The 13,156-nt window shown below is 48.7% G+C and carries 9 protein-coding genes and 1 pseudogene; 8 read left to right on the forward strand and 2 right to left on the reverse strand.

Going from position 1 to position 13,156, the window contains the following annotated elements:
* Positions 1-20: 20 nt before the first annotated feature.
* A complete protein-coding gene (locus LO777_RS18780; protein ID WP_228855352.1) occupies positions 21-1,202 on the reverse strand; it encodes a pyridoxal phosphate-dependent aminotransferase in 1,182 nt (393 codons plus the stop codon).
* A gap of 254 nt (positions 1,203-1,456) precedes the next feature.
* Between LO777_RS18780 and LO777_RS18785 the strand changes: the two genes are divergently transcribed.
* Positions 1,457-2,386, forward strand: a complete 930-nt coding sequence (locus LO777_RS18785) for a hypothetical protein (RefSeq protein ID WP_228855353.1) — start codon at positions 1,457-1,459, stop codon at positions 2,384-2,386.
* Positions 2,387-2,455: 69 nt separating this feature from the next.
* On the opposite strand, the gene LO777_RS18790 is transcribed toward LO777_RS18785, so the two are convergent.
* The gene (locus LO777_RS18790; protein ID WP_228855354.1) at positions 2,456-3,742 is read right to left on the reverse strand and encodes a thiolase family protein; all 1,287 of its coding nucleotides are present in this window, start codon (positions 3,740-3,742) and stop codon (positions 2,456-2,458) included.
* Positions 3,743-4,064: 322 nt separating this feature from the next.
* Between LO777_RS18790 and LO777_RS18795 the strand changes: the two are divergent.
* The 7 genes and pseudogenes from LO777_RS18795 to LO777_RS18820 all read left to right on the forward strand — a co-directional run.
* Positions 4,065-5,290: pseudogene (locus LO777_RS18795) on the forward strand (AMP-dependent synthetase/ligase); the annotation flags it as partial.
* An 87-nt stretch (positions 5,291-5,377) separates the two neighbouring features.
* Complete coding sequence (locus LO777_RS21405) at positions 5,378-5,902, forward strand: hypothetical protein (protein WP_456237680.1); 525 nt, start codon at positions 5,378-5,380, stop codon at positions 5,900-5,902.
* A gap of 106 nt (positions 5,903-6,008) precedes the next feature.
* Positions 6,009-8,396, forward strand: coding sequence for a 3-hydroxyacyl-CoA dehydrogenase/enoyl-CoA hydratase family protein (locus LO777_RS18800; protein ID WP_228855355.1), 2,388 nt, complete (start codon positions 6,009-6,011; stop codon positions 8,394-8,396).
* Between the two features lie 70 nt (positions 8,397-8,466).
* Positions 8,467-9,639: a thiolase family protein gene (locus LO777_RS18805; protein ID WP_228855356.1), complete on the forward strand. Its 1,173-nt coding sequence runs from the start codon at positions 8,467-8,469 to the stop codon at positions 9,637-9,639.
* Between the two features lie 133 nt (positions 9,640-9,772).
* A complete protein-coding gene (locus tag LO777_RS18810) occupies positions 9,773-11,551 on the forward strand; it encodes an acyl-CoA dehydrogenase family protein (RefSeq protein ID WP_228855357.1) in 1,779 nt (592 codons plus the stop codon).
* 6 nt (positions 11,552-11,557) lie between these two features.
* The gene (locus LO777_RS18815; protein WP_228855358.1) at positions 11,558-12,508 is read left to right on the forward strand and encodes an MBL fold metallo-hydrolase; all 951 of its coding nucleotides are present in this window, start codon (positions 11,558-11,560) and stop codon (positions 12,506-12,508) included.
* Positions 12,509-12,511: 3 nt separating this feature from the next.
* Positions 12,512-13,027, forward strand: a complete 516-nt coding sequence (locus LO777_RS18820) for a YiiD C-terminal domain-containing protein (protein WP_228855359.1) — start codon at positions 12,512-12,514, stop codon at positions 13,025-13,027.
* Positions 13,028-13,156 lie beyond the last annotated feature (129 nt).

A 13,156-nucleotide genomic window follows, 5' to 3' on the forward strand; every position in this document is an offset into this window, starting at 1 on the left:
TCCCTTGTTGTTTCTTATGATTAAAACCGTTCCAGAGCTGCCCGGAATCCGGGCATGGAGCCGGTAATTGTCCTGTCATCTACGCAGAAGGCGATTCGGAAAAATCCGGGGCAGTTAAATGCCCTGCCGGGTACGACTATTATTTTTTCTTCCTGCAGGGCTTCCACAAAGAGCGTGTCATTGCCACCCGGACATTTGGGGAAGAGATAGAAGGCTCCCGGTGGGGTGATAAACTCATATCCGGCTGCTGCCAGGCCGTCGCAGAGAAGTTTCCGTTTCCGGGCATACTCTTCAATATTTACCCTGGCATGAATGGCGGCGGGCAAGGCTCGCTGCATCAGGGCAGGGGCATTGACAAAGCCAAGGGTTCTGTTGGTCAGGGCCATGCCGGTCAATACTTCCTGGTGTTCCGATAACTCCGGGCTGACTGAAATGTAGCCGATTCTTTCACCGGGAATAGAAAGGTCTTTGGAAAAAGATGTTATGACGATGGACTCCGCATAACCAGCAAAAATAGAAGGCACTGTCACGCCTTCATAAACAATTCTCCGGTAGGGCTCATCTGATACAAGGTAGATGGTGTGACCCAGTTCCCTGCTCTTTTTCCTGAGAAGCTCTCCCAGTGCGTCAAGACTTTTTCCCGAATAGATCTGACCTGTGGGGTTATTTGGAGAGTTGATGAGGAGTATTTTTGTCTTTTCTCCGATTGCCTCCTCAACGGCTGAAAGATTGAGGGTAAAATCCGGATTGGTTTTGACGGTGATGAGGCGCCCGTTGCTGTTAGCTGCATAAAACCCATATTCAACAAAATAGGGAGTGGGGACGATCACCTCATCCCCGGGATTGAGCAGGGTCTTAAAGGTGACGTTCAAGGCTCCTGCAGCGCCACAGGTCATGATGATATTGTCTGGCGGCATATTTTTAATGCCATGTTGTTCTGCGACGAAGTCTGCTACAGCCTTGCGGGTGGAAGCGTATCCGGTATTGGGCATATATCCGTGGATTTCCGGTTCAGTTGAGCCGGCGGCGGTAACAAGAGCCTGCAGAAATTCCGGTGGCGGTTCCAGGTTTGGGTTGCCGAGGCTGAGGTCAAAAACCTTGTCGGGTCCGTGTATTTTTTTCAGTTCCGCTCCTTTTTCAAACATCTGCCGTATCAGGGATGATCCGGCCAGAGCTTCCTTTATATGATTTGCAATCGTCATAGTATCTCCTGAAATTTTTTTGATGAGCAATAATTAGTGTAAAACCTTGTCTCTGTCAAATATAAAATACGTAAAATCAACTATTTAAATATATTTAACATCCCTTGGCTGGTTTATGAAAAACAAGTTGGTACTATTAAATAAAAATAAAAATATATTTTGAAAGATTTTGAATTCATGGATATCCTGTACCTGGTAACCGGATTTTTTGATTGCTTCAAGTTGGTGCTTTGCCGTGGGCCAGAGGAGGAGAAATGGCAAATACAGGTGTTGGAGATATAGAAAATTTTGAGAGCAAGATTCGTTTCGCCCTGATGGTGGTTCCCCAGGAAAAGCTGATAGCGGCAGCGCGGGAGAACTATGGTCAGGGTCTTACTTCGGTGACACTGGAGTCGTGGAAATCCGGGAAAAACAGGCCGAGCAAAGGCAAGCTTGATCTGGTGGCAAAGGTGTTGCGACTGGAGCGGGCTGATTTTTATCTCGATTTTGAAATGTTTGCCGATCTGCTTGCCCGTAAAAACAGTCTGTCGCCAAAATACAGGGAGATTTATAAGAAACGGGTCAGGGATCAGCTGGTGGGCAGCCTGAAACTTGATGCTTTCGCGCGGTTCGGCACAACCCAGCTTGACAGGTTGTTTCTAAAAATCCGGGGAATGTATGTTATGTACAATTATTCCATCAGCAATATCCCCCGGGTGCATATTGCCCTCTGTCATATTAAAACCCTGCGGGCACCGTTCATTGGTCTTACGGTCACCAGTCTGCGGGGTGGCAATTATAATCATTATACCGGGACCCTGTTCGCGGTGCGTTCCAATCTCCATATCATTATGGAAACGGAGTATGACAGCCATGACGAGGTGGTGATGATCTCCACAAATAACCCCGTTGATACGGCACGGGAAGTTCATTTTCTCAATGGTGTGATTCTGGCCGGTTCGGAAGACTTTGTTTCACATCCGTCGGCGGCCAGGGTGTTTTTGGAAAAACTGCCCGGACGGTATACCAGGGAGAGTGCCTTGAAAATGCTCAAAAAAATAGATACCGAAAATATTCCGAGTGAGTATCGGCGGTTGATTACCAATGACTTAAGCCGGGAGAAGGAGGAATATGTATTGCGGGCAGAACAGTTGAGCGCTGCTTACATGGAGACCCTGAAAAGCGTTTCACCGGTGCCGAAATAAAAAAGTCCATTTCAGGAAAGGAACGGCAGGAAAAGCTGCCGTTCCCTGTTAACAACTTGAGGCCGATTATTATTTTTTAATAACCATCGCCATACCCATACCGCCGCCGATACACATGGAAATCAGGCCGGTAGAGTAATCTTTACGCTGCATGTGATAGATACCGGTTACCATCTGGCGCGCCCCGGTGCAGCCGATGGGATGGCCCAGGGAGATACCGCTGCCCAGTTCATTTGGCTTGTTATTTGCTATACCCAGTTCACGCATGCAGCCGATTGCCTGGGCGGCAAATGCCTCGTTCAGTTCTATCATTTCAATATCATCTATGGTCAGGTTGCAGTTCTGCAGCACCTTTCTGATAGCAGGAACAGGACCGAGCCCCATGTAGGCCGGGTCGAGGCCACCGGCTGCAAAGCCGGTAATGGAGACAAGCGGCGTAAGACCGAGGCTTTCCGCTTTTTCCCGACTCATGAGGAGTACAGCGGCGGCGCCGTCGTTGATCCCCGAAGCGTTGCCCGCAGTAACCGAACCGTTTTTGGCAAAGACAGGCCTGAGTCTGGCCATCTTTTCCATATCGGTGTCCATGGGTCGCTCATCACTGTTGACAATAATATCACCCTTGCGGTGCTTGATGAGGACATCGACAATCTCATCGCTGAATGTTCCGTCCTGTACAGCGGCAAAAGCGCGATTGTGGCTGAGAACAGCCAGCTCATCCTGCTCTTCCCGGCTGATATCATATTTGGCGACAATGTTCTCGGCGGTGACTCCCATGTGGTAGCCATAGAAAATTTCGTACAGACCATCGTAGACCATCAGGTCGCGGACCTCTCCGCTGCCTGTGAGTTCCATCCTGTGTCCCCAGCGTGCTTTGGGAAGAGCCATGGGGGCGTTGCTCATGGATTCCTGTCCACCCGCGACCACGATCTCCGCTTCGCCGGTCATGATTGATGCAGCTCCCAGAGCAATGGCTTTGAGTCCTGAACCGCAGATTTTATTGATGGTAAACGCCGGGGTTTCCTTGGGATAACCGGCCCTGATCATCGCCTGCCTTGCCGGATTCTGGCCCTGGCCTGCCTGGAGGACGTTTCCCATTACCACTTCGTCAATAACTATTGGGGTGAGTGATTCGTCCCAGTCATCAGCGGCGGTTTCGATTTCCACCTTGCCCTGGTCCTTCAGTTTGTCCGGCCCGAAAGCGGCGGTTTTGTCATCGGTAAAGGGTCGAAGATCTACTTTACGTAAAAGGTCTTTCATGACAACGGAGCCGAGATCAATGGCGGGAACATTTTTCAGAGAGCCGCCAAAAGAGCCAACTGCCGTTCTTGAACCACTAACTATAACAACTTCCTTCATAATTTTATTCTCCTTCTGCTGAATGGTAAGAAAATCGATGCTACTATAACAGATTAATTGAAGGCATGAAATAGTTGATTTGATGTTGACTTAAACGTTAAGGTAAGATATGATTGAAACGATAAGGGTAGTGATCAGGTCGGATTTTGCGTTGGGATTATTTGTATAGATATAGCAGCCTGTTGGGATGAGGTGGAGAGAAAAGCATATTTTTCCTTACAGATGTTTTATGTGGGAATAATTCTCGTTGTATAAGTATCAATCTTAACGTAAACGTAATGAATAGAGTCAGGGTTAATATTTCTTGTGGAGAAGAGAAATTATGAATGTTTTGTCATATCAGTCAATCCCGGCAATACTCAAAGACAATGCCGTCAAGTACGCCAGAAAAACAGCCATAAGCTATAAAAAGCGCGGTACGTTTCTCTCTCTCAGTTATGAAGAGTTTTATGAACGGGTCCTTTTTCTTGCGCGTGGCCTGGGCAAGGCCGGGGTGAAACCTGGAGACAGGGTAGCCATTTTTTCAGAAAACAGACTGGGGTGGGCTATTTCTGATTTTGGCATTCAATGTGCAAGGGGTGTCACCGTTCCCATCTATGCGACAAATACTCCGAAACAGGCGGCGTATATTCTTAATCATTGCGAGGCGAAGATCGTTTTCGCCTCCACCAAAGGGCAATATGAAAAACTGCTTTCCATCAGGGACCAGATTCCCGGGGTGGAGCTTGTTATTTCCTACGAGCGGTTTATGGGAGACCGTTCTTTTCCGGTCTTTACCCAGTACCAGCTCTCGGAGGTTTCAACCCCTCTCTCCGGGGAAGATAAGGAAAAAATAGAAAAGCAGATTGACAAGATTACCCAGGATGACCTGATCACCATTATTTATACTTCAGGGACGACAGGGGTGCCTAAAGGTGTCCTTCTGACCCAGAGAAATATAATGACCAATGCCCAGTATGGCCTGGAAATGCTTGGCATAGAACAGAGGGAACAGACACTGCTCTCTTTTCTGCCCTCAGCCATGTTCTGGAGCGGACTGCAGGATATTATGTGACATTGATGAACGGCAATCACATTGCCTTTGCTGAGAACGTGGCCAAGGTCATGGAAAACATGGTGGAGATCCGACCCACCAACATGGTCAGTGTTCCCAGGCTTTTTGAGAAAATTTATTCCAGGGTCTACGAAAATGTTCACCAGATGAGTCCCATGAGACGGAATCTTTTCCATAAGGCTGTTGAGGTGGGCAGGCGCTACGTCTATAAAAAATATGTAAAGCATGAACCTTTGGGTTTGTTGAACCTGCAATATAAAATTTTTGACCGGCTGGTCTTTAAGAAAATCCGCGACCGTTTCGGAGGCAGGTTGAGCTATTTCCTCTGTGGTGGTGCTCCCCTGGATAAAACGATAAACGAGTTCATGTGGATTATCGGCATTCCGGTATATAACGGGTATGGGTTGACGGAAACAAGTCCGGGGATAACCATCAGCAGTGCCGGAGACGTGCGGTTTGACTCGGTGGGCAAGGTATTCAAGGAGACGGAAATCAGGCTGGAGGAAGATGGCGAACTTGTTGTCAGGGGCCCGCAGGTTATGCTGGGTTATTACAAAAATGACGAAGCCACCAAAGAGACCATGGAGGATGGCTGGTTCAGGACAGGAGATATTGCCAGAATCGATGAAGACGGATTTGTCTATATTGTCGATCGTAAAAAGGAAATCATTGTTACGGCCGGAGGCAAGAATATCGCTCCGCAACCCATTGAAAATGAGCTGAAACTGGACAAGTATATTTCTCAGGCCATTGTTTTCGGAGATCGTAAACCCTACCTGGTGGCACTTCTTACTCCAAACATAGAACGGCTTATCAATCTGGCCCGTGAAGAGCACATTGATTATATTGATATGGAGGAACTGGTCAATCACAGCAAAATAAAAGCGCTTTACGCTGAACGGATCGAGAATCTGAACAGGAACTTTCCCTCCTATAAAACAATTAAGTATTTTGCCGTTGTACCAAATGAATTCACAATCGAGGGAGGAGAGTTGACACCCACCCTGAAGATGAAGCGGAAAATTATTTATGAAAAATATAAGGAACTGGTTGACGATCTTTATATCACCAACAATAACGGGGTGATTTCCCCACAAAAAAAATAAATGCAGGGCTGGACCAGACGGCTCAGCTGAAAAGAACAATGAAAACCGCAACCGCGGCAAAAACATCTGACGCAATGCAGGTTTTCATAATACATGGAGAAAAAACATGAGGCAGATTAATCGCGTAGCCGTACTTGGTGCCGGAGTTATGGGGGCGACCATAGCTGCTCATCTCGCCAATGCGGGACTGGACATTCTGTTACTTGATATCGTTCCAAAAGAGTTGAACGATGATGAAAAGGCCAAAGGGCTCACTCTGGAGAGTCCCGTTGTTCGCAATCGTATTGCTACCGCGGGGCTGCAGGGATTGCTGAAAATGAAGCCGGCACCCTTTTATCTCAAGGAATTTGCATCCCAGATTGAAACAGGCAATTTTGAGGACGATCTGGAAAAACTTGGCCAGTGCGACTGGATAATAGAAGTGGTCATAGAATATATGCCTGTCAAACTCGATCTTCTGAAAAAGGTCGTACCACATCTGGCACCGGGAGCGATTCTCAGTACAAATACCAGCGGGCTTTCAGTCAACGAGATGGCGGAAGTGTTGCCTCCTGAAGTAAAGAAAAATTTTCTTGCCACCCATTTTTTCAATCCACCACGGTATATGCGGTTGATGGAAATTGTTCCCTGTAACGATACCGATGGGGATGTTGTTCAGGGTCTGGCGGATTTCATCAGCAGAAAACTCGGTAAGGGCATTGTTTATGCCAAGGATACCACGAATTTCATCGCCAACAGGATCGGAACCTACGCCATTTTCAAGGGAATGGCTCATATGATGGATATGGGGATGACCGTTGAAGAGGTGGACTCGGTTGCCGGTCCTGCCACTGCCAGACCTAAAAGCGCGGCTTACCGTACCGCCGATCTCGTGGGGTTGGATACACTGGCCCATGTGGGAACCAATTCCCATGATCTGCTGCCGAACGATGAGGAGCGGGATGTTTTCAAGATTCCTGAATTTATGAAAAAAATGATTGAAAACGGTCAGCTCGGAAATAAAACCAGGCAGGGATTTTATAAAAAGGAAAAGGTGGACGGTAAACGGAAGATCTTTTATTACGATTATACAAGTGGTGAATATAAACCGCTGGAGAAACCGAAATTTCCTTCCGTCATGGCGGTCAAGCAGGTGGATGATCCCGCCATGAAACTCAAGATGGTGGTGAACGGCACGGACAAAGGTGCCGAGTTTGCCTGGAAATCAATCCGCGATACCTTGATCTACGCAGTGAACAGGATTCCGGAAATCGCCGACGATGCGGTTAATATCGATAACGCCATGCGCTGGGGATTCAACTGGGAAATCGGACCGTTTGAGATGTTTGATGCCATCGGCGTGAAACAGTTTGTCAAGCGGGCGGAAAAAGACGGAGTTGCTTTACCGGCTTGCCTGCAGGAAGTTGACTCCTTCTACCGGTTTAATGAAGCGGGACAGAAAGAGTATTATGACCTGCTCAGGAAAGAATATGTGCCGGTACCGGTGCCCGAGGGGCAGATCCACCTGGAGATCCTGAAAAAAGGCGGAGGAGTTGTGGAGAAAAATGCCAACTGCTCGGTAATCGACCTGGGTGACGGTGTCTTCGGTTTTGAATTTCATTCCAAGATGAATGCCATAAGTGGCGATATCCTGGCAATGACCCATAAGGCGATAAAACGTGCCGAGCGTGAAGGAGTCGGTCTTGTGATCGGCAACAGGGGTGCAAATTTTTCCGTTGGGGCCAATCTGATGATGATGGCCGTAGCCCTGGCTGAAGGTGCCTATGACGATATCAACATGGTACTGCGTTCTTTTCAGAAGGCAACCATGGCAGTGAAGTATGCAAAAGTTCCGGTTGTAGCCGCCCCGTTTAATATGACCCTGGGGGGAGGGGCTGAATTCTGTCTCCAGTCGGATGCGATCAATGCCCACGCGGAAACGTACATGGGCCTGGTCGAAATCGGCGTCGGTCTGCTGCCTGCCGGTGGTGGAACCAAGGAAATGAGTATGCGGGCCATTGAGCTTGCCGCTCAATATAAAACCGATGTTCAGCCGTTTATATTTAAAAATTTTGAACAGATCGCCATGGCCAAGGTGTCCATGGGCGCAGCGGAACTCCAGTCCATGGGTTACATGCGACATGGGGACAGCATAACAATGGATATTGACCGGCTGATTGCCGATGCCAAACAGAAAGTGCTGGCTCTGGCCGTGAATTATCGTCCGAAGCGAAAGGCGGATAAACTGCCTGCACCGGGAAGGGGTATTGCAGCGGCGATTAAGAGCCAGCTGTGGAACATGCAGATGGGTAATTTTATAACCGAGTACGAAGCGGAGATGGGTACAATTATCGCGGGAGTAATCTGTGGCGGTGATGTCAACCCGGGAACCCTGATCAGTGAGGATTACCTCCTTGAACTTGAACGGGAGAATTTCCTGAAACTTGCCGGGAACAGGAAGACGGCAGAACGTATACAACATATGTTGAAGCGGGGTAAACCTCTCCGTAACTGATTGGTTTTTTTAAAATTTTACTTTTATAATAGAATAATCAGAAAATCCATACCCTCCTGGGAGGAATGATATGAAGAAAGCATATATCCTGGCAAGTTACCGAACTCCCGGCTGCCGGGCAAACAAGGGAAAATTCAAGGACATGCGGCCGGATGATCTGGCGGCGATTGCCATCAAGGGTCTTATTGAGCGAACGGAAGTTGATCCCGCAACCATCGAGGATGTTTATCTTGGTTGCGCCTTTCCTGAGGCGGAGCAGGGCATGAACATCGGTCGCGTGGCCGGTATGAAGGCCGGTCTGCCGGTGGAGGTTGCCGGTCAGACCATTAACCGTTTCTGTTCATCAGGGTTGCAGACTATTGCTTCTGCGGCGGAACGGGTAATGTGCGGTTTCGCCGACTGCATCATTGCAGGTGGTGTGGAATCCATGTCCTGTGTGCCCCTGGGCGGGCTGAAATACAGTGCCAACCCTTCAATCATGGTGGACTGGCCGGAAGCCTTTTCATCCATGGGTATCACTGCCGAGCTTGTGGCCGAGCAATACGGCATCGACCGGCAAATGATGGATGAGTTCGCCACGGCCAGCAATGCCAAAGCGGCTGCGGCCATAGAGGCCGGAAAATTTACCGATGAAATTATCCCGGTGGAAATTGAAAAGGATGTCCTGGTGAACGGCAAGATCAAACGGGAAAAAGAACTGGTCACGGTGGATGACGGTGTTCGTCCGGGAACAACTCCCGAGACCCTGGCAAAACTGCGTCCCGCCTTTAAGATCGGCGGCCCGGTTACAGCCGGTAATTCATCCCAGATGACCGATGGGGCAGCTGTTGCCATGGTGGTTTCAGAAGAGTATCTGAAAAAAATCGGCAAGGATCCCTTTGCCCGTTTCCTTGCCTTTGCCGCAAAAGGTGTTCCCCCGGAAGTCATGGGGATCGGGCCGATCAAGGCGATCCCCGCGGCTCTTGAGCTTGCCGGTCTGAAACAGGAGGATATCGAACTCATTGAGCTGAATGAAGCCTTTGCCGCCCAGGCTCTGGCTGTCATCAAGACTCTGGGACTGAATCCGGATATTATCAATGTGAACGGTGGCGCCATCGCCCTGGGGCATCCATTGGGCTGTACCGGGGCAAAACTGACCACTACCCTGCTCCATGAGATGGGGCGTCGGGGCCTTAAATATGGTCTGGTTTCCATGTGTATCGGTGGTGGTATGGGTGCCGCCGGACTTTTTGAAAAACTCTGATCGGGTTCGGGACCGATACGACAATGTTATTACTACACAAAATACAGCTATGCGGGCAATCTCGACCGTGCGAATATGCGGTGCCCCTGGTCCCTTGCGACAATTTTTATTACACAAAATACAGGTGACAGAAATGGCAGATACATTATTGAAAGGTGGTGAATATCTTATAGCTGAGACCCCGTGTGCGGATGTCTTTACTCCGGAAGATTTCACCGATGAACAGCGGCAGATGGGCGAAACCACAGAGCAGTTTATCGAGAACGAGATTCTGCCCCATATTGAAGAAATTGATAAGCAGAATTTCGATATCGTGGTGGAAGGAATGAGAAAGGCGGGGGAACTTGGTCTTTTGATGATGGATTCCCCGGAAGAGTACGGTGGCCTTGAACTGGACAAGGCATCCGGGATGCTGGTCAGTGAGAAGATTGCCTACAGCGGTGCGTTTTCTGTGGCATTCACGGCTCATACCGGAATCGGCACTTTGCCTCTTATTTATTACGGAACTCCTGAACAGAAAGAAAAATACCTGGAAAAGCTGACTTCCGGGGAATGGATTTCCGCCTACTGTCTGACTGAACCGGGTTCCGGCAGTGACGCCCTGGGGGCCCAGGCCACCGCAGTTCTTTCCGACGACGGCAGTCACTATATTCTGAACGGCACTAAACAGTTTATCACCAACGGCGGTTTTGCTGAGCTGTTTACTGTTTTTGCCAAGATCGACAAGGAACATTTTACCGCCTTTCTGGTGGAAAGATCTTTTGAAGGGTTGATTGTCGGTGCGGAAGAGAAAAAGCTTGGTATAAAAGGCTCTTCCACCACCCAGATAATTCTTGATAACTGCAAGGTTCCCGTTGAAAATCTGCTGGGTGAGAAGGGGAAGGGCCATAAGATTGCGTTCAATGTTCTGAATATTGGCCGGTTCAAGCTGGGAGCCTGTGTAACGGGGGCCGCCAAGGGTGCACTGGTTGACGGTATTAAGTATGCCAATGAGCGCAAGCAGTTCAATACTCCCATCGCCCAGTTTGGAGCCATTTCGGAGAAAATAGCCGATCTTACAGCCCAGATTTTTGCATCGGAATCTCTGGTTTACAGGATTGCCGGTCTGTTGGATGAGAAACTGGCAACCATCGAAAAAGGTATAGACAATTATTATGACGAATATCTGAAGGGTATCGAGGAATATGCTCCGGAATGCGGCATCTCCAAGGTGTTTTGCAGTGAAGTACTGGCAAAAACGGTGGACGAGGTGCTGCAGATTCATGGTGGTTATGGTTTTGTCAGTGACTATCCGGCGGAGAGATATTATCGTGACGAGCGCATCAACAGGATTTTCGAGGGTACCAACGAGATCAACAGGCTCCTTATTCCCGGAATGATCCTGCGCAAATCCCTGAAAGGGGAACTGCCGCTCCAGGCCGAAGCAATGAAGGCTTTTGAAGCGCTGATGACGCCGAGTTTTGATGAAATAGATGATGAAATTCCATTTGCCCGTGAAAAGGCGTTGATCAGTAATTTGAAGACATTGTTCCTGATCCTTGCTGGAGCAGGTGTCCAGAAGCATATGGATAAGCTGGCAAATGAGCAAGAGATTCTGCTGACTGCAGCCGATGTGGCCATTCAGATCTATGCTCTGGAAAGCGCGGTACTGCGGGCAGAGAAAAACCTTGGCAGGGTTTCAGAGAAAAAGCAGGAGCTGTTGAAGGCGGCAGTAAAAGTCTTTGCCTTTGATGCCACTGAAATTGCAGGTACTGCAGCGAAAAAAGGTGCTTTCTTTATTGAGGAAGGTGACACGCTCACCATGATTCTTTCAGGTGTACGCCGTTTTGCCAAATATGACGCAACAGGCCTTCTTGAAGCCAAACGGCTGCTGGCCCGCGCCGCATGCGAAGAGGAAAAGTATATTTTTTAATACCAGATGATTCCGACTCAGCATACAGTCAATACTCCATATATGGTTGGCCCTGTTCACTGTTACAGCGGTGAACAGGGCGGTGATCTTGTTTTATTTGATACGGGGCCGCCGACAGAGGAATGTCGCCGTTTTCTCCTGGAAAACATCGATCTGAACAGGTTGAAACATGTGCTGATCACTCACTGTCATATTGATCATTATGGTCAGGTTGCCTGGCTGAATGAGAACAGCGGGGCAACCATCTACCTGCCTGCAAAGGATTGTGAGAAAATTCGCAGTCACGCGAAAAGAATGGAGGAGATGTACAGTCTTCTCTCTTCTCTGGGGTTCAGTGAAGAGTCCCTGGACGAACTGCGGAGAATTTTTGAGAGTGGCGCACTGTTTCCACCGTTTCCCAGGGAATACTGTCCGGTGGAAACATCCCTGCCGGAGCATCTTGGTATTGAAGTTGTCAGCTGTCCCGGTCATTCCCAGTCCGATCTGGTCTATGTCGGGGAGCAGTGGGCTATTACCGGGGATACACTGTTGCGCGGAGTATTCCAGTCTCCTCTTCTGGACGTGGATTTGACCACCGGCAGACGGTTCAGAAATTATGAAATTTATACGGAAACGTTAAAAAAGCTGGCAGCATTGCGAGGAAAAACAATTCTGCCCGGTCACAGGAAGAGACTGGTTTCCATTGATGAAACCCTTGTTTTCTATATTTCCAAAATGCTCTCCCGTGCCAAACAGTTTTTTCCCTACAGGGATGAGGAAAATCTTCTTGTCACAATAGACAAGATGCTGGGCAGCCGGGTCAATGATGTATTTCATATGTACCTGAAAGCCTCTGAGATTGTCTTTATGAAGGATTTTCTCCAGCGGCCCGATCTGCTTCGCACTTCCCTTGAGGAAATCGGCCTTTTTGACAGGCTTGCCCCTCTCTTTGTCACAGTGACAAATCAGGAACCTTAAATAATGTCCAATCTTTTTCTTTACCTGGCGACCAGAGCAAGAAACTCAGGATTCTGGCGGGCGGTTTTCTCTTTTCTGCTCAACAGAAAGATTCCTTTCAACCGGGGCCATAAATTTAAAATTGTATCCCTTGAAGATAACGTGGTTCGGACAACCGCACCCTATCGCAGGAGCAACCATAACCACATCCGCGGAATCCATGCCTGCGCCCTGGCAACGGTGGCTGAATTTTCAGCAGGCCTTCTGCTGATGCAGAATTTCGGGCCGAAGAAATATCGCCTGATCATGTCGCGCATGGATATTGAATATAAATATCAGGCCAAAAAACCTGTTGTTTCCGAATGCAGGCTGCCCTCTTCGCGGATTCAAAAAGATATTCTGCAGCCCTTGCAAAAGGAGACGGCAGTCGATATTGTGCTGGAGAGCCGGGTGGTGGACACTGATGATAATCTGGTGGCGGTGGCCCATACAACCTGGCAGATTAAGCGTTGGGACAAGGTAAGAACAAAGGTTAAGTGATCAGTGGCACCGCATATTCGCACGGTCGCGACTGCCCGCATAGTGGGCTATATAGCGGTCAGTCACGCCTGCACGAATCTACGGCACCCCTGATCCCTTACAGGGATAAGGTAAATGAAAACACAGAGT

This window comes from Desulfomarina profundi (assembly GCF_019703855.1).
GTDB classification, from domain to species: domain Bacteria; phylum Desulfobacterota; class Desulfobulbia; order Desulfobulbales; family Desulfocapsaceae; genus Desulfomarina; species Desulfomarina profundi.

What these genes read in the sequence shown, in the direction of transcription:
- LO777_RS18815 (WP_228855358.1), top strand. Translation starts at nt 11,558, where the DNA reads ATGATTCCGACTCAGCATACAGTCAATACTCCATATATGGTTGGCCCT.
- LO777_RS18785 (WP_228855353.1), top strand. Translation starts at nt 1,457, where the DNA reads ATGGCAAATACAGGTGTTGGAGATATAGAAAATTTTGAGAGCAAGATT.
- LO777_RS18800 (WP_228855355.1), top strand. Translation starts at nt 6,009, where the DNA reads ATGAGGCAGATTAATCGCGTAGCCGTACTTGGTGCCGGAGTTATGGGG.
- LO777_RS18790 (WP_228855354.1), bottom strand. Translation starts at nt 3,742, where the DNA reads ATGAAGGAAGTTGTTATAGTTAGTGGTTCAAGAACGGCAGTTGGCTCT.
- LO777_RS21405 (WP_456237680.1), top strand. Translation starts at nt 5,378, where the DNA reads ATGGAGGATGGCTGGTTCAGGACAGGAGATATTGCCAGAATCGATGAA.
- LO777_RS18810 (WP_228855357.1), top strand. Translation starts at nt 9,773, where the DNA reads ATGGCAGATACATTATTGAAAGGTGGTGAATATCTTATAGCTGAGACC.
- LO777_RS18805 (WP_228855356.1), top strand. Translation starts at nt 8,467, where the DNA reads ATGAAGAAAGCATATATCCTGGCAAGTTACCGAACTCCCGGCTGCCGG.
- LO777_RS18780 (WP_228855352.1), bottom strand. Translation starts at nt 1,202, where the DNA reads ATGACGATTGCAAATCATATAAAGGAAGCTCTGGCCGGATCATCCCTG.
- LO777_RS18820 (WP_228855359.1), top strand. Translation starts at nt 12,512, where the DNA reads ATGTCCAATCTTTTTCTTTACCTGGCGACCAGAGCAAGAAACTCAGGA.